This window comes from Mycobacteroides sp. PCS013 (genome assembly GCF_049532645.1).
Taxonomy (GTDB): domain Bacteria; phylum Actinomycetota; class Actinomycetes; order Mycobacteriales; family Mycobacteriaceae; genus Mycobacterium; species Mycobacterium gwanakae.
The window spans coordinates 3,581,923-3,598,820 of the sequence record NZ_CP150131.1 but is presented as its reverse complement, the minus strand read 5'-3'; the positions used below and the strand labels follow the sequence as shown (position 1 = coordinate 3,598,820).

At 65.9% G+C, this 16,898-nt stretch carries 17 protein-coding genes and 1 riboswitch; of the genes, 11 read left to right on the top strand and 6 right to left on the bottom strand.

What is annotated here, in order from left to right:
* Positions 1-72 precede the first annotated feature (72 nt).
* The gene (locus RHO23_RS17955) at positions 73-621 is read left to right on the top strand and encodes an NUDIX domain-containing protein (RefSeq protein ID WP_030096264.1); all 549 of its coding nucleotides are present in this window, start codon (positions 73-75) and stop codon (positions 619-621) included.
* A 9-nt stretch (positions 622-630) separates the two neighbouring features.
* Complete coding sequence (locus RHO23_RS17950; RefSeq protein ID WP_264920418.1) at positions 631-1,002, top strand: hypothetical protein; 372 nt, start codon at positions 631-633, stop codon at positions 1,000-1,002.
* A 43-nt stretch (positions 1,003-1,045) separates the two neighbouring features.
* Here RHO23_RS17950 and thiE read toward each other — a convergent pair whose 3' ends face one another.
* Entirely contained in the window at positions 1,046-1,732 is a 687-nt protein-coding gene (thiE, locus tag RHO23_RS17945) for a thiamine phosphate synthase (protein WP_264920416.1), read from the bottom strand.
* A 24-nt stretch (positions 1,733-1,756) separates the two neighbouring features.
* A riboswitch (TPP riboswitch) is annotated at positions 1,757-1,872 on the top strand.
* Here thiE and thiO point away from each other — a divergent pair.
* The 8 genes from thiO to RHO23_RS17905 all read left to right on the top strand — a co-directional run bounded on the left by thiO (position 1,871) and on the right by RHO23_RS17905 (position 9,214).
* Positions 1,871-2,932: a glycine oxidase ThiO gene (thiO, locus tag RHO23_RS17940; RefSeq protein WP_057968812.1), complete on the top strand. Its 1,062-nt coding sequence runs from the start codon at positions 1,871-1,873 to the stop codon at positions 2,930-2,932. It overlaps the preceding riboswitch by 2 nt.
* Entirely contained in the window at positions 2,929-3,126 is a 198-nt protein-coding gene (thiS, locus tag RHO23_RS17935; RefSeq protein WP_057964150.1) for a sulfur carrier protein ThiS, read from the top strand. Before thiO ends, thiS begins: the two co-directional genes overlap by 4 nt.
* Before the next feature lie 65 nt (positions 3,127-3,191).
* The gene (locus RHO23_RS17930; protein ID WP_057968811.1) at positions 3,192-3,914 is read left to right on the top strand and encodes a thiazole synthase; all 723 of its coding nucleotides are present in this window, start codon (positions 3,192-3,194) and stop codon (positions 3,912-3,914) included.
* 17 nt (positions 3,915-3,931) lie between these two features.
* Entirely contained in the window at positions 3,932-4,885 is a 954-nt protein-coding gene (locus tag RHO23_RS17925) for an ABC transporter ATP-binding protein (protein ID WP_217340437.1), read from the top strand.
* A complete protein-coding gene (locus RHO23_RS17920) occupies positions 4,885-5,637 on the top strand; it encodes an ABC transporter (RefSeq protein ID WP_070921042.1) in 753 nt (250 codons plus the stop codon). Before RHO23_RS17925 ends, RHO23_RS17920 begins: the two co-directional genes overlap by 1 nt.
* Positions 5,638-5,655: 18 nt before the next feature.
* Positions 5,656-7,155 carry a M28 family metallopeptidase gene (locus RHO23_RS17915; protein ID WP_423488112.1) on the top strand — a complete coding sequence of 500 codons (1,500 nt, stop codon included), beginning with the start codon at positions 5,656-5,658 and terminating at the stop codon, positions 7,153-7,155.
* A gap of 128 nt (positions 7,156-7,283) precedes the next feature.
* Positions 7,284-8,780: a M28 family metallopeptidase gene (locus RHO23_RS17910; RefSeq protein ID WP_057968786.1), complete on the top strand. Its 1,497-nt coding sequence runs from the start codon at positions 7,284-7,286 to the stop codon at positions 8,778-8,780.
* 38 nt (positions 8,781-8,818) lie between these two features.
* A complete protein-coding gene (locus tag RHO23_RS17905; RefSeq protein WP_030096274.1) occupies positions 8,819-9,214 on the top strand; it encodes a hypothetical protein in 396 nt (131 codons plus the stop codon).
* 7 nt (positions 9,215-9,221) lie between these two features.
* Here RHO23_RS17905 and RHO23_RS17900 read toward each other — a convergent pair whose 3' ends face one another.
* Positions 9,222-9,938, bottom strand: a complete 717-nt coding sequence (locus RHO23_RS17900) for an NUDIX hydrolase (protein WP_057968785.1) — start codon at positions 9,936-9,938, stop codon at positions 9,222-9,224.
* A gap of 95 nt (positions 9,939-10,033) precedes the next feature.
* Between RHO23_RS17900 and RHO23_RS17895 the strand changes: the two genes are divergently transcribed.
* Positions 10,034-10,984 carry a TauD/TfdA dioxygenase family protein gene (locus RHO23_RS17895; RefSeq protein ID WP_030096276.1) on the top strand — a complete coding sequence of 317 codons (951 nt, stop codon included), beginning with the start codon at positions 10,034-10,036 and terminating at the stop codon, positions 10,982-10,984.
* A gap of 4 nt (positions 10,985-10,988) precedes the next feature.
* Here RHO23_RS17895 and RHO23_RS17890 read toward each other — a convergent pair whose 3' ends face one another.
* Genes RHO23_RS17890 through gabT form a run of 4 tightly spaced genes read right to left on the bottom strand, consistent with a single transcriptional unit; the run spans position 10,989 to position 16,880 of the window.
* Positions 10,989-12,989 carry an amidase gene (locus RHO23_RS17890; protein WP_423488111.1) on the bottom strand — a complete coding sequence of 667 codons (2,001 nt, stop codon included), beginning with the start codon at positions 12,987-12,989 and terminating at the stop codon, positions 10,989-10,991.
* Between the two features lie 3 nt (positions 12,990-12,992).
* Entirely contained in the window at positions 12,993-14,018 is a 1,026-nt protein-coding gene (locus tag RHO23_RS17885; protein WP_070941492.1) for an agmatine deiminase family protein, read from the bottom strand.
* Positions 14,019-14,070: 52 nt separating this feature from the next.
* Entirely contained in the window at positions 14,071-15,525 is a 1,455-nt protein-coding gene (locus RHO23_RS17880; RefSeq protein ID WP_423488110.1) for an NAD-dependent succinate-semialdehyde dehydrogenase, read from the bottom strand.
* A complete protein-coding gene (gene gabT, locus RHO23_RS17875; RefSeq protein ID WP_057968781.1) occupies positions 15,525-16,880 on the bottom strand; it encodes a 4-aminobutyrate--2-oxoglutarate transaminase in 1,356 nt (451 codons plus the stop codon). The genes RHO23_RS17880 and gabT overlap by 1 nt, the downstream gene beginning before the upstream one ends.
* Between the last annotated feature and the right edge of the window lie 18 nt (positions 16,881-16,898).

Genomic DNA, 16,898 nt, shown 5'->3' with positions numbered 1-16,898 from the left:
TACCTTCCTCTCCCGGCCTTAATGGGAAGTCTAAGAGCATATTTAGTCTTAGGTGGCTCTACTGTGGACTCTGTGCGTGGCGACGGTGACGGATGGGTTGTCGCTGACACGGGTGCGCGATTCTGGGGGCGGTTCGGTGCAGCGGGTTTGCTGTTACGCGCACCGCTGGCGAGCGGCCAGCCCGCGGTGCTGCTACAGCACCGGGCCTGGTGGAGTCATCAGGGTGGCACCTGGGCATTGCCGGGCGGGGCGCGGGACAGCCATGAGTCGGCCGAGCAGGCGGCGGTCCGGGAGGCAGCCGAGGAAGCGGGAATCGAGCCGGGCGCCATGACCATCCGCTCCTCGGTGGTGACCAAACGCATTGACGGCCAGGCGCACTGGACGTACACGACGGTTGTTGCCGATGCTCCCGAGTTGTTGCCCACCGAGGCCAATCACGAGAGCACCGAGCTGCGATGGGTGCCCGAGGAAAAGATCGAGGGAATGCGGTTGCATCCCGGGTTCAAGTCGGCGTGGCCGCTGCTGCGGGTGGTCGCGACGCTGCAGGGGACATCGAATGGTTTCTCCGGGCCCGGCACCGTCGAGCTCGAGCCCGGGCGCTTCGCCTGGCAACTGCCGTAGCGTTCGGTTATGCGTACCGGATTTCTCTTGATGCTGGCCGTGATCACGAGCGTGCTGATGGGTGCCTGCAGCTCAGAGAAAGCCGAGAGCGGACCGGGCGAGCGCAACGAGGTGGTGGCGACCGCGCTTGCTCGCGTCGAGGCCGACCTGGGTAAACCCGTCAAACTGGACGTGAAGACGTTCAAGAGTGCTGACGACTGGGCACTGGTCGACGGTCAACTGCAGGACACCGGCGGCTCCGATCCCACCCGGTATGAGGGCCTGCTCAGAAAGAACGGCCCGAAGTGGACCATTCTCGAGAGCGTGATCGGGTCCACCGATGCGCAATGGGTGGGCTGGAAGGCGAAGTATCCGGAGGCTCCTGCGCAGATCTGGCCCTGAGGGGTACGCCGAGCGCATACCGGGTGCAGCAGATCTGCGTGGTTTACGTGCGTGCGGTATGCGCTGGGTGAACTAGCTCGCGAAGTGACGCTGCCGCCGCACCAGGATCGACCGACGCGGTGATCGCCCGCACCACGACAATCCGCGACGCTCCGGCCGCGACGACCTCGGGCACCCGCGTCTCGTCGATACCGCCGATCGCGAACCAGGGCTTGGCAGTTCCGAGCGCTGCGGCCATGCTGACAAGTTCGAGACCGGCCGCGGAGCGGCCCGGTTTGGTGGGCGTCGGCCAGCACGGCCCGCAGCAGAAGTAGTCGACCTCGGTATCCAGGGCCGCCTGGCTGGCCTGAGCAGCGTCATGTGTGGACCGGCCGATCAGCACATCCGGACCGACGATCTCCCTGGCGACCGCAAGAGGCAGGTCATCCTGGCCGAGATGCAGGATGTCCGCCCCCGCCGCGCGGGCGATATCGGCGCGGTCGTTGACCGCGAACAACGCGCCGTGACGTGCGGCGGCCGCACCGAGAACAGCCAGGTACTCCAGTTCTTCGGTGGGCTCAAGCCGCCCGAACTGCTGCTCGCCGACTGATCCCTTGTCGCGCAGCTGCACGATGTCGACCCCGCCGGCAAGGGCGGCATCCACGAATTCGGCGAGATCGCCGCGCTCGCGGCGCGCGTCGGTACAGAGATAGAGGTGAGCAGACCCAAGCCGGGCCGAACGCGGGTGCATAGTCGAAGACGCTAGCGTTGTAGGTGTAAGTAACGCGGGAGCCCCAGGATGAGCGGGCTGAGAGTGGGCCAACGAATCCGGCCCTGACCGTCCGACCTGATCCGGGTCATGCCGGCGAAGGGAGTGACTCCGATTGTGATGTCGTCTCAACCAGGCTCTGTCGCCGTCATCGGTGGCGGGGTCATCGGGCTTTCCGTGGCACGTGAAGCTGCCCGCCGCGGCTGGCAGGTCACCGTCCACGACGACGGCCGAAAGGGCCCGTCCTGGGTGGCGGGCGGCATGCTTGCGCCCTACAGCGAGGCCTGGCCGGGTGAGGATGACCTGCTGGATCTGGGTATCGAATCCCTCGGGATCTGGCGTGACGGCTTCATCGACGAGGACGTAGCAGGCGCGGTGATCACCGCACGGGGGTCACTTACCGTGGCCGTCGACACGGCCGACGTCGGTGAGCTGAGGACCATGGCGGACTGGCTGGCCGGGCGCGGGCATACCGTTGCCGCGACCACCAATGCCCGCGACATCGAGCCGCTGCTGGCGCAGAACATCCGCCGCGGATTCACCGCGCCCGAAGAACTCGCCGTCGACAATCGCGCGGTGTTGGACGTATTGGCCACCGAATGCGAGGCGCTCGGTGTGCGTAAGGGCCCTGCGGTTACCCACGCCGAAGACGCATCCGCCGATCAGATCGTGATCGCGAACGGGGTGCAGGCGGCAACCCTCGCGAATCTGCCGATTCGTCCGGTAAAGGGCGAGGTACTGCGGCTGCGACGGCGACCCGGCGCGATGCCCCCGCCCGCGAACGTGATCCGGGCGCGGGTACACGGACGCCATGTCTACCTGGTACCCCGGCACGACGGTGTCGTCGTGGGCGCCACGCAGTACGAGCATGGCCACGACACCGCGCCTGCCGTGGCGGGCGTGCGGGATCTGCTCGACGACGCGTGCGCGGTGCTGCCCTGTCTGGGGGAGTACGAATTCGCCGAATGCGCGGCGGGTCTGCGCCCGATGACCGATGACAATCTGCCCATGGTGGGCAGGATCGACGATCGGACTCTCGTGGCCGCCGGTCATGGCCGCTCGGGATTTCTCCTCGCGCCGTGGACGGCGAAGACGATCGGGGTGGTGCTTGACGGAGGCCAGCCGCCGGATGCCGTCGATCCCCGCCGGTTTGAGAAGGCACATAGTCAGGAGGCCCGATGAACATTCAGGTAAATGGTGATGCGCGCGAGGTCACCGAGGGTGCCAACATCTGGCAGCTGCTCGACCAACTGGGCTTTCCCGAGTGCGGTATCGCGGTGGCTATCAACCACACCGTGGTGCCCAAATCCGATTGGGACACCACGGTTTCCGACGGTGCCCTGGTCGAAGTCGTCACCGCGGTGCAAGGGGGGTAGGTGCTGTGGTTAGTGCAGACGAACCGCTGTGTATCGCGGGCCGCTCATTTGGTTCGCGGCTCATCATGGGTACCGGTGGCGCCGCGAATCTCTCGATTCTGGAAAGGGCACTGCTGGCCTCCGGTACCGAGCTGACCACCGTCGCGATCCGGCGGGTGGATGCTTCCGGGGGCACTGGAGTGCTGGATCTGCTCAAGCGACTCGACATCATGCCGTTGCCCAACACCGCAGGATGTCGCGGCTCCGCCGAGGCCGTGCTGACCGCGCAACTGGCCCGTGAGGCGCTGGAGACCAACTGGATCAAGTTGGAGGTGATCGCCGACGAACGCACGCTTCTTCCCGATGCCGTGGAGTTGGTGCGTGCGGCCGAGCAACTCGTCGACGACGGGTTCGTGGTACTGCCCTACACGACCGACGATCCGGTGCTGGCCCGCAGATTGGAAGATGTGGGATGCGTCGCGGTGATGCCACTCGGAGCGCCCATCGGCACCGGGTTGGGCATCACCAACACACATAACATCGAGATGATTGTGGCGGCCGCCGGAGTGCCGGTGATCCTGGACGCGGGAATCGGCACCGCCAGCGATGCCGCGCTCGCGATGGAACTCGGCTGCGATGCCGTGCTGCTCGCGACGGCCGTGACCCGCGCCGCCGATCCCGAACGCATGGCCGCGGCCATGGCAGCAGCCGTAACCGCCGGGCACCTCGCGCGTCACGCCGGCCGCATACCCCGTCGATTTTGGGCGCAGGCCTCCAGTCCGGCACCGGACGGACCCCCAGTGCAATAGCTGGCATAGTGGGCCGCATGATCGAACTGCGGTCGCTGACCAAGGTCTATGGGCAGACCCCGGCGGTCGATGACCTCTCGGTAACCATCGAGCCGGGCGTCGTGACCGGGTTCCTGGGACCCAATGGGGCAGGTAAGTCGACGACGTTGCGCATGATCGTCGGGCTGGCTCGCCCGACGTCCGGGACCGCGACTATCGGTGGCAAGCAGTATCACGAGATCGACCATCCGCTGCGCGAGGTTGGGGCGCTGCTGGATCCCAAGCAGTTTCACCCCAATCGGACGGCGCGTAACCACCTGAGGTGGATCGCCGCTGCCAATGACATTCCTTCCCGGCGGGTGGACGAAGTGCTGGAGATGGTCGGGCTGACCGAGGTGGCCGGTCGTCATGCCGGCACCTTCTCCCTGGGTATGTCGCAGCGCCTGGGCATTGCCGTGGCACTGCTCGGCGATCCCCAGGTATTGCTGTTCGATGAGCCGGTCAACGGCCTGGACCCCGAGGGCATCCATTGGATTCGGACTCTGATGCAGAGTCTGGCCGCACAGGGCCGCACGGTGCTGGTCTCCAGTCACCTGCTTTCTGAAATGGCCAACACGGCAGACCAATTGGTGGTCATCGGCCGCGGCCGGCTTATCGCGGCGACATCTATGCATGAGTTCGTCAGTCGGGCCGGTGCCGATGTGGTGCGGGTGCGCAGCCCTCAGCTCGAGACCTTGCGCACGGCGGCGGAGGAAAGTGGCTTCTCGGTGCACGTTTCGGAACACGGTGGAGAGGCAAGCGTGCTGGAAATCAGCGGTGCTCTTATCGAACAGGTCGGCGAGCTTGCCGCACGTCGTGGCGTCACGTTGTACGAACTTTCCCCGCAACGGGTTTCGTTGGAGGACGCGTACCTGTCGCTGACCGATGATGCCGTGCAGTACCGCAGCCAGGTGTCTGCGGACGCAGTTGCGGACGCGGAGGGTGTTCGCTGATGGGCGTTATCGCGGCCGAGCGGATCAAGGTATCCACCTCGCGTTCTGCGGTGTGGTGCAGCCTGCTTGCCCTGGCCTTGGGTTTGGGATTAGCGGGCCTGCAGGGCGGATCGGCCTCTGTGTACGCGCCGATCAGCCCTGGTGACGCCGCGGGCGGTGCGACCGTCGTGGGGGTGCCGCTGCTGATGGTGCTCGCCGCGATGACGGTGACTAATGAGAATCGAACCGCAATGGTGCGAACCACCTTTCAGGCCTCGCCCAACAGGTTGTCGGTAATCGGCGCCAAGGCCCTGGTCGCGGGGGTCTGGGTGGCAGTGGTCACCGCGGTCACCACGCTGACCTCGATCGTGCTGGTGCGCGCCATGGCCGGACCGGTGGCGGGTGCGAACTTGACGCTCGACAGTGCCGGCGTGTGGAACACGATTGGTTCGGTGAGCGTGTACGCGTTCTTGTGTGCCGTACTCGCGGTGGCGGTAGGTGTGTTGCTGAAGCACACCGCGGGTGCTGTTGCGGTGCTGCTGTTGTGGCCGACGGTGCTTGAGTTGATGCTGGGCTGGCTCACTGATGCCGGAAAGGCGTTGCAGCCCTTCCTTCCTTTCGCGAACGGAATCAGGTTTACCGGTGTGCCGTGGTACACCTCCGACGGTGTGCGCTTCGTTTGGGGCACCACCGGCTCTCTCATCTACTTTGCTACCGTGGTTGTCATCACGCTCGCTGCGGCCCTGGCCGTCGTGCAGCGACGCGACGTCTAAGTCGGACAAGGGAGAACCATGGGGACCAAGCGGGTTGTGTGTGCGGTTGCGGTGTCCACGGTATGCGCACTGGTGACAGCGACGGCGTGCGAGCGGGATGGCGGCGACGCACCCCGCTCGGTGCCGCAGGCAGGCTCCGCGGAGGCGATTGGTTTCGCGCACTCGCTACACGAGAAGGTGACCGTCGACAACGTCGTGAAGCACCTCTCGGAGCTTCAGGAGATCGCCGACAAGAACAACAACACTCGGGCGGTGGGCACTCCCGGCTTCGATCAGAGCGTCGACTACGTGGTAAAGACGCTGAAAGACAAGGGATTCGACGTACAGACGCCCGAGTTCGACTTCAAGTACTTCCAGGCTAAATCGTTGGATCTGACGGTCGGCTCCAAGAAGATCGACGCCGCAGTGCTGTCGTACTCACCGGGCGGTCAGGCGCAGGGACGGCTGGTCGCGGCCCGTGCGGAAGAATCGCCGGGCTGCACCGCCGAGGACTACGACGGTCTGGATGTCAAGGGCGCCGTGGTCCTGGTCGACCGTGGAGCGTGCCCGTTCGCCGAGAAGGAGAGGGCTGCCGCCGAGCGCGGCGCGGTCGGCCTGATCGTCGCCGACAATGTCGATGAGAGCAAGGCGGGCGGCACCCTCGGTGAGGACGCCACCCCGAAGATTCCGGTGGTCGGCGTCACCAAGTCGGCCGGAGCAGATCTGCGCGCACATCCCGACCAGGTTGTCCTCAAGGTCGATGCGGAGACCAAGGACATCAAGGCGCGCAATGTGATCGCACAGACCAAGACGGGTGCCACCACGGATGTCGTGATGGCCGGTGCTCACCTCGACAGCGTTCCCGAAGGACCCGGGATCAATGACAACGGCACCGGTACCGCGGCGGTTCTGGAGACCGCGCTGCAGCTGGGGCCGAACCCGGACGTGAAAAACGCGGTGAGGTTTGCGTTCTGGGGCGCGGAGGAGGAAGGGCTGATCGGCTCCACCGACTACGTCAAATCCCTGGACGTGGACGCGCTGAAAAACATTGCCCTGTATCTGAATTACGACATGCTCGGTTCACCGAACGCCGCGTACCTCACCTATGACGGCGACCTGTCCGAAGAAGCCGATCCGAACGAGATTCCGGTGCGTATCCCGGAGGGTTCGGCCGGTATCGAGCGGACCGAGGTCGCCTACCTTGCCGATCAGGGCAAGAAGGCCCACGACACCGAATACGACGGCCGATCGGACTACGACGCATTCAGCAGGGCGGGCATCCCGACCGGCGGCATCTTCTCCGGGGCCGAGGAGAAGATGACCGACGAGGAGGCGCGGGATTGGGGCGGCAAGGCGGGCCAGCCCTTCGATCCGAACTACCACCAGGCGGGCGACAACCTGGCGAACGTGAACAAGGACGCGCTCAAGATCAACGCCGGCGGAGTCGCCTACACCATCGGCTTGTACGCGCAGAGCATTGACGGACGCAACGGTGTGCCCATTCGCGAGGACCGTACCCGGCACAAGCTGAAGGACTAACGGCGGTAACAGGTTCGTTGCAACGTCCCGAAAGGCCTTGGGAACCAACGTTGGTGCGGTAGCGTGTGCGATTGCTCGATTCGCACAACTCCACCGGGGTTCCAAGAGGTTTCATTGAGGTTTGTTTGATGGCGTTGTTTCGGGGACTGGCGCGTGGTTGCGCCCTGCTTGCGATTGCGGCGGTGGCGAGCTGCTGCGCCAACCCGACTCCACCGGGTGCCGGTGCACCGGCGGCACCGAATCCCAATCTCGCAGCCGACCTTGCGCGTTCGGTGACAGTGGACGCGATGATGGCGCACCTACAACAGCTGCAGCAGGCGGCCGACGCCCACGGCGGGAACCGTGCCGAGGGTACGCCCGGCTACGACGCCAGCGCCGACTACGTGACAAAGGCCTTGAAAGATCGTGGTTTCGAGGTACAGGCCCCGGAGCTGTCCAGGCTGAAGGTACTCACCGAGGGCAAGCCGCTCGTCGACATCGGCGGTCGCCCCTACGCGGTGGATCAGGCTTCCTACTTCGCCCAGACCCCCAAGGGCGGGCTCAAGGCCAACATCATCCGGCCCTCGGGTAAGGCCACTGGTTGTGCCGCGGCCGATTACGGCACCCTCAAGCTCGACGGTCAGATCGCGGTGGTCGACGGCGCCGGATGCTCGGTGGTCGACAAGCACAATGTCGCCAAGGAAAAGGGTGCGGCGGCAGTGCTGGTCGTGATGCAGGCCGGTGCCGGTGAGGGACTTTTTACACCCAATTACTATGAGCAGCTGTCCATTCCGGTTGGAATCGTTGATTCGGGAGTCGACACCCTGCTGCGCCGCAATTCGTCGCCGATAACCCTGGTGCTGGACATGAACATCGCGAAGGTGCGCTCACGCAGCATCATCGCCCAGACCGCAACGGGTGACCCCGCGAATGTGGTGCTCGCCGGAGCGCACCTGGACAGTGTGGCCAAGGGCCCGGGCATCAACGACAACGGAACCGGTGTGGCCGCGGTCTTGGAGAGTGCGCTGCAGCTCGGACCCAAGCCGGTGATCAACAACGCCGTCAGGTTCGCCTTCTGGGCCGCCGAAGAGGACGGACTGGCCGGGTCGATCGAATACGCCAAGGGCCGCAACGCCGACGAGCTCAATGACATCGCGCTGTACCTGAACTTCGACATGCTCGGTTCGCCCAATGCCGGCTACTTCGTGCTCGACGGTGACCAGTCCGCCGCCAAACCCGACCCGAACCGGCCGCCGTTGGACATTCCGGAAGGGTCCGCAGGTATCGAACGGACCTTCGCTGGATACCTCAACCTGGCGGGCAAACGCCCGGCGGCCGAGGAGTTCAACGGCAGGTCCGATTACGGGCCATTCCTGGCCGCCAATATTCCGGTGGGCGGAATCAGCTCGGGTGCGCTGGACAGAATGAGCGGCCCGGAAGCCAAGATGTGGCAGGGACGCGCGGGTCAGCCATTCGACCCCAACTACCACGGCCCCAAGGACAACCTCGCGAATGTCGGCAAGGAGGCGCTAGGGATCAACGGTCCGGCGGTGGCCTTTGCCGTCGGCACGTATGCGCTGTCCACCACCGGGCCCAACGGCGTACCGGAGCGCAAAGTTCGGCGACACTCTCCGCGAGATCGCTGAGGCGGCTAGCATCCCAGCGCATGCGAAGAATTCTTGTGCTGCTGGTAGCTCTGGCATCCAGTGCCATGATCGGGCTGCCGTCTTCCCCGGTCGTTCATGCCGATCCCGGGGTGAAAATGACCTACCGCGTGACAGCGCAGGACCCGGGGAGCAATCGTCAGGTGGTCATCTCCTACCGCACGGGTAAGGGGGAGAAGGCGGAGAAGTACACCTGGCTCGATCCCTTCGTGCCCTGGACGCACGACATATCGATGACGGCTCGCGAAGCGCAGGTGAGCATATTCAGTGACCAGGGCGGCAATTACCTCGGTGAGATCCTGCGCGACGGCAATGTGATCGCATCGAACTCGGTGTACCTGGACCCGGGCTGGGTGGCGGAACAGAGCGCGCCCTACGGGACGCCGACGGTGCTGGCGCGCGCCAACGTGTCCTAAGCGCTGGCTATCGCCAGGCGAAGACCGGCTGCTCTAGCTCATCGACGCGGTCGCTGCGGCCTTCTAGACAGAGCCATCTCACCTGTAACAGGACGGCCCCGGTCGGGGCGTGGATGAGGTCGTTGCCCAGTGGGATCTGCACCACCGGGCGTGGGCTCTCCGGAATGTTGATGTAGCGCGGTGAATCCTCGCGCTGGAGCTGGTGTAATCCCACGCGATAGGCCGCCACCACCTCGTCGGGTGAGGGGCGCATCTCCAGGCGGCCGCCGCCCCACACCACGACCGGGGTGATCACGTATCCCGATCGTGTCGGGTAGTCGTCGAGCAGTCCAAGCACCGTCGAATCGGGCAGCGCCACCCCCAGCTCCTCGTCCAGCTCACGCAGCGCGGCTTGCACCGCGTCCTCGCCCGGATCCAGTCGGCCACCGGGCAGTGCCCATTGCGCGGCATGGGAGTTGAGTCGAGAGGTTCTGCGGCATAACAGGAATGCCGCTCCACCGGAGACATCGACCATCCTGCCGTCCAGCCCCTGCTCGGGGATCTCGCGACCGCCAATCCAGTCCTCCACCGGTGCGGGGTCGATGCGGTCTTCCCCTAGATCCGAATCGACCAGCACGACGGCCACCGCGGCGCGGCGTTTCCCCGGATCATCGACGGTATGGCGGTCATGGCCCGCCAGGAATCGGCGAATTCGGTCCCGCAGTTCCTCGTCGTACGCGATCACCGTTCGACCATATCTGCCGTCGTCGACGGCGGTCCTTTCGAATCGACTTGGCTCTATCCCTGGGCATACGGCGCCGGGATTGTTGAGATTCGGGGGTGAGTGACAACGAAACACGACGTATCTATCGTGACGCCGGGATCACCGTCGAAAAGCTCGGCGAACACATTGGCGCCCGGGTCGACGGTGTGCAGCTCGGCGCCGATGTTCCGGCCGAACGTGCCGAGGCAATCCGCGTCGCGCTGGCCGTCAACAAGGTGCTGGTGTTCACCGGACAACACCACCTGGACGACGCCGGACAGTACGCATTCGCCAGTCTGCTCGGGGAGCCGACGCTGCCGCACCCCACGGTGACCTCTCACGGCAGTGAACTGCTGAACCTCGAAGGGGCCGCCAACGGCTGGCACACCGACGTCACGTTCGTCGACCGCATTCCGAAGGCGTCGGTCCTGCGGCCGGTGACCTTGCCGTCCTATGGGGGCGCCACCACCTGGGCGTCGACGGTCGCGGCGTACGAACAGCTGCCCGCACCGTTGCGTGCGCTTGCCGACGACCTGTGGGCCACCCACACCAACCTGTATGACTACGTGGGGGCGGGCGCATCGGGCGGGGTGAGCGCCGAGCGCCGTGCCGCGTACTACAGCGAGTTCACCAGCTCTCTGTATGAAACGTTGCATCCGGTGGTGCGGGTGCACCCGGAGACCGGTGAGCGCAGCCTGCTGCTCGGGCAGTTCGTCAAGAGTTTCCCGGAGTTTCACGGCGCTGAGTTCGCGACACTTTTCCAGCTGCTGCAGTCACGCATCACCAAGCTGGAGAACACCTTCCGGTGGAACTGGCGGCTGGGTGACGTAGCCATCTGGGACAACCGGGCCACCCAGCATTACGGAATCGCCGACTTCGGCGACCAGCAGCGCGAGCTCCATCGCGTCACGTTGGCCGGCGATGTGCCGGTGGACATCTATGGTCAGGCAAGTCAGATCCTCACTGGCGATGCCAGTCACTATTCGGGGATCGAGAGTCCGCGACGGTTGGAGCTGTTCGCCGCCTGATGTGTCAGGCGATGCCGCAAGCGGTCGTCCACGCTCCCGCGGTTCGGCCGTCGTGGGTGCGGACCAACGCCACGATCAAGGAGCCGTAGGCCTCGCGCCAGACCGAATGGCGCGGCCGCGATGCCGCCGCACGCAGAGTCGTTGAGGCGGTGAACGTATCGCCGCCTCGGGTGAGCGTGAGTTCATCGCCGTCGACGTACAGTCTGGCGTCGGCGACGGGATGCATACCTTCGACGGTGACGGTGATAGCGACGGTGCAGTCACCGTCGCCGAGGTCGGATTCTTCGACGGTGATGACGCACCGCGGCGCGATCCCGCCGGCCGCGGCTTCGGCCGGCAATGCGATAGGCGGCAGGGCCGGTGTCCGCGGCGGCGCGGTGCGCCGGTGCCGAGTGGCTTCGACGGCGGAGGCCAGACGCAGCAACCGGACATCGTCGTGGCCGCGACCGAGGATCGTGAGCCCGACAGGCATCCCGATATCGTCCAGGGTGCCCATCGGTACGGTGACCGAAGGGATTCCGAGGTGCCGCGGCACGAGGTTGCCGTTGGCGACCCACGTGCCGTTGCGCCAGGCCGTATCGGCCGACGCCGGATTGACGTCGGCGTCCGAGCGGCCGATGTCGGCGACTGCGGGATGGATGACGGCGTCGAGTCCGAGCGCGTCCATCCACGCCTCAAGGTCGATGCGGCGCGTCGCCTCCAGCCCCGCGATGCCGTCGGCGATCAGGGGGATCTGTTCCAGCTCGGCGATGCCGGCGGCGGCACGGGCCGGATACTCGCCGAGATCGACCTCCAGGTCGAGTTGATGACGGTCATACTGATCGGGCAATGCGCCAGGTGGCGGCGGAAAGATCAGCGCACCGTCGACGTCGCGCACATGCGACAACTCGGGATCCCCGTTGACCTGTAGGAATTCTTCCCAGCCCCAGATGGAAAGGTCCCACAGTTCGCGCTCGTCGTATCCGGACGGAATGAGCCCACGGTCCAGCATCGTCGCCGCGCCTTCGTAATTGGTGACGACAGGGAAGTCCACTTCGAGCACCTCGGCGCCTGCCGCACGCAGGTCGTCCGCGATGCGTCGCCACAGGTCGACAACGCTGGGACGGGTCTGCACCGGGCGGTCTCTGGTGGGGTCGCCGATATACATCCGTGGTACTCCCAGCCGGGTGCCGCGCAGGGTGTCCTCAGTGGAATTGCTCAGTGCGGTATAGCTTTTGGGCCGCAGTGTCGATGCGGGCGGGATCTCGACCCACTTCTGGCGACGCCAGAAATCGCCGCGCTGGTCCGGGTCGTCGGCGACGATGACGTCCAGGAGCGCCAGCAGGTCGGCGACGCTGCGGGTATGCGGAACGACGACGTCCATCGTGGGTACGAGTGGCCAGTTACCGCGAACCGAGATCACACCGCGCGAAGGGCAGTAGGCCACCAGCGCGTTACATGAGGCCGGTGCCCGGCCTGAGCTCCACGTCTCTTCGCCGAGCCCGAACGCGCCAAAGCTGGCGGCCGTCGCGGTACCCGATCCGTTGGAGGATCCCGAGCCGAACGCCGATGTCAGATAGTCACTGTTGTAGGGACTTTCAGCGCGGCCGTAAACGCCGCGCTGCATGCCGCCGTTCGCCATTGGTGGCATGTTCGTGAGCCCGAGCAGCACCGCTCCCGCGGTACGAAGTTGTGCGATGGTGAACGCATCGCGCTGGGCGATGAGCCGGGCGAAGGCGGGAGATCCGGCTGCCACCGGCAGCCCCATCGCAGCGTATGAATCCTTGGCGGTGTACGGGATGCCGTCGAGCGGGCCGAGCGTGGCACCGGCCGCGCGACGCGCATCGGACTCGGCGGCGGCGGCGAATGCCTGCGGATCCAGGACGGGTACGGCGTTAAGGGTGATCCCACCGCGGTCGTAGGCGGCGATCCGGCGCAGATACTCCGCGACCAGCGCGACCGACGTCGTTTCCCCGGCGGCGAGTGCGGCCTGCAGATCGGCGATGCTCGCCTCAACGACATCCATTGCCTAAACCTTTGGCTGTTGCTGGGTGATGCAGTGAATACCGCCACCACCGGCGAGGATCGGACGCGCATCGACCAGCACCACGTCTCGGCCGGGATAGGCATCGGCGATGATCTCTGCGGCGTGCGAGTCGGCCTCCGGCTCGTCGTATCCACACAGGATCACGCCGTCTCCGGTGACAAGGTGATTGATGTAGCTCCAGTCCACAAACCCGTCCGCGTCGCGCAGTGTCGCCGGCGCCGGCAGATCGACGACGTCGAACGCGCGACCGCGGGCATCGACCGCATCGGCGAGCGCGGCACGCAGTTGTGCGGACACGTCGTAATCGGGGTGGTCAGGATTGGTTTGTGCATGCAGTAAGACGGTGCCGGGCGCGGGCAGCGTCGCGACCATGTCGACGTGCCCCTTGGTGCCCAGCGGCTCGTAGTCGCGCGTGAGTCCGCGTGGTAGCCACACGGCATGCTCAACGCCCAGGGTGCGGGCCAGCTCGGCTTCGACTCGGCTGCGGTCGGCGTGCGGATTGCGCAGCGGATCAAGCAACACGGTCTCGGTCAGCAGCACGGTGCCGGCACCGTCGACATGGATGGCGCCACCCTCGTTGACCAGCAACGACGATACGAGGGTCGCGCCGGCGGCCGCTGCGATCGTGCGGCCGATCTCACGATCGTTCGACCAGGCCTGCGGCGTTGACGACCCCCAGCCGTTGAATATCCAGTCGACGGCACCCAGCTCGCCCGTGACGTCGTCGACGACGAACGTAGGTCCGATATCGCGCATCCAAAAGTCGTCGAGCGGGGCGACCAACAGCTCGATTTCCGACGACAACATTCGGCGGGCGCGTTCGTGCTGGCTGGGGTCTACCACCATCGTCACCGGAGTGAAGGCGAGTACGGCATGAGCTACCGCCGTCCAGGCCTGATAGCCGGCCTCTAGCGCGGCGTTATCGTCGCCGAAGGTGAGGCCGGGCTTCGGGAACGCCATCCAGATCCGCTCGTGCGGTTCGGTTTCCGCAGGCATCCGCCATGCCATGTGTGCCTCTCGGGTTGCACCGGTGTGGGAAATTCCGGCTAGGTCGCGGTATTTAGGGCAGCGCTATGTATTTCGTTTCGAGGTATTCCTCGATACCCTCACTGCCGGCTTCGCGGCCGATGCCCGATTCTTTGATCCCGCCGAACGGTGCGGCCACATCGGAGATCACACCACGGTTGACGCCGATCATCCCCGACTCGACGGACTCCGAAACACGCAGTGCGCGATCCAGATTGGTGGTGTACACGTATGCAGCGAGTCCGTATTCGGTGTCGTTGGCGGCGGCGACTCCCGCGTCCTCGCCGTCGAATCCGGTGATCGCGGCCACCGGGCCGAAGACCTCTTCGCGGAGAATTCTTGCGTTCGAGGGCACATCCGTGAGCACGGTCGGCGGATAGAAGTAGCCTTCGCCGTCGGCGATCGCGCCACCGGTGGTGATGACGGCACCCTGGCTGACGGCGTCTTGCACCAACTCATCGACCGAGGCGCGCTGCTTGGCGGTGATGAGCGGGCCCACCTGGACGCCGCTTTGGTCACCGGGGCCAATGGTGAGGGCACCCATGCGGGCGGTGAGCTTCTCGGTGAATTCGGCGCGCACCGCGTTGTCGACGTGAAAGCGGTTGGCCGCGGTGCATGCCTCGCCGATGTTGCGCATCTTGGCCGCCATCGCGCCGTCGACTGCGGCGTCCACGTCGGCATCGTCGAACACCACGAACGGGGCGTTGCCACCCAGCTCCATCGACGAACGTAAAACTCTTGTGGCGCACTGTGACAGCAGTACTTTTCCGACGGCGGTAGAGCCGGTGAAGGTCAACTTGCGCAGTCTGGAGTCCTCGATCAGCGGGCCGGTCAGACCGGAGGCGCTGGTGGTGGGAAGGATCGACAGCACACCTGCGGGCAGTCCGGCGTCGGCGAACACCTGGCCGAGTAGGAGCATGGTCAGCGGCGTCTCGGCGGCAGGCTTGACGATCATGGTGCATCCGGCGGCGAACGCCGGGCCTATCTTGCGGGTGCCCATGGCCAGCGGGAAGTTCCAGGGGGTGATCGCCAGCGCCGGACCGATGGGCTGCTTGGCCACCAGGATCCGGCCGGTGCCTGTCGGGGACGAGGTGTACCGGCCGTTGATGCGCACCGCCTCCTCGGAGAACCAGCGCAGGAACTCTCCGCCGTAGGCGACCTCGCCCTGGCTCTCCGCCAGCGGTTTACCCATTTCCAGGGTCATGGCCAGTGCGAAATCATCACGCCGCTCCATGACCAATTCCCAGGCGCGCCGCAGAATTTCGGCCCGTTCGCGGGGCGCGGTCGCGGCCCAGGAGGGCTGCGCAGCCACGGCCTCATCGAGTGCGGTGGCACCGTCGGCCGTCGAGGCGTCGGCCACGGTGGTCAGCACCGCGCCGTTGGCCGGGTTGTGCACGGGGAACCGGGCGCCCGAGGACGATGGCACCTGCTTCCCGCCGATCCACAGATCGGTGGGAATGGCATCGATCAGGGCTGAGTGATCAGTCACTAGCGGCTCGCCTTCTCGCGGATGATGTCGGCGAGGACGGTGATGCCCTCGTCCAGTAGATCGTCCCCGATGACCAACGGGGGCAGCAAGCGGATGACGTTTCCGAAGGTTCCGCAGGTCAGGATCAGAACCCCTCGGGAGAGCGCCTCGGCGGCAATGGCTTTGGTGAGGGCCGCATCCGGTTCTCCGGGATTGCCGGTGCCGGGTTTGACGATTTCGATGGCCAGCATGGCCCCGCGGCCGCGTACTTCGCCGATGACATCGACCTCCTCGGCAAGCGCGCTCAGCCGCGACACCACCGAGGTTTCGATGGCCCGGGCCCGGGCCGGCAGGTCGAGTTCACGCATGACACCCAGTGCGGCGATGGCCGCCGCGCAGGTCACCGGGTTGCCGCCGTAGGTTCCGCCCAGGCCGCCGGTGTACACCGCATCCATGAGGTCGGCGCGGCCGGTGACGGCGGACAGCGGCATGCCTCCGGCGATGCCCTTGGCCATGGTGACGATGTCGGGAACGATGCCGTCGTGCTCGGAGGCGAACCAGGCGCCGGTGCGGGCGAACCCGGTCTGCACCTCGTCGGCGATGAAGACCACACCGTTGTCCCGCGCCCACGCGGTCAGCGTGGACAGGAATCCGGGTGCGGGCACGATGAATCCGCCCTCACCCTGGACGGGCTCGATGATGATCGCGGCCAGCGATTGCGCGCCGATCTGGGTTTCGATGCGGGAGATTGCCCGCCGTGCCGCTTCCTCGCCGGACAGACCCGGCTCATCACGCAGCGGATAGGAGGCCGGCATCCGGTAGACCTCGGGCGCGAAGGGCCCGAACTGCGACTTGTAGGGCATCGACTTGGCGGTCAGCGCCATCGTCAGGTTGGTGCGGCCGTGGTAGGCGTTGTCGAAGGCAACGACCGCCGGACGGCCGGTGGCCAGCCGCGCCACCTTGATCGCGTTCTCCACGGCTTCGGCGCCGGAGTTGAACAGTGCGGTGCGTTTCTCGTGATCGCCCGGAGTCAGGGCGTTGAGGAGCTCGGCTACCTGCACGTATCCCTCGTAGGGCGTCACCATGAAACAGGTGTGGGTGAAATGTGCGGCCTGGTCGGCGATGGCAGCGGCGACGGCAGGGTGGGAGGCGCCGACGGTGGTGACCGCGATACCCGCTCCGAGGTCGATGAAGGAGTTGCCGTCGGCGTCGACGATCACGCCACCGTCGGCATCAACGGCGTAGACCGGCGCGGTCGAGCCGACCCCGGCGGATACCGCCGCGCGACGGCGCTCGGCCAGGGCACTGGAACGCGGCCCGGGCAGGGGCGTCACGATGTTGCGCTTCTGTGCGAGGCGGTAGGCGATGTCGGTCATGGCACTTCCTGTCGTCGA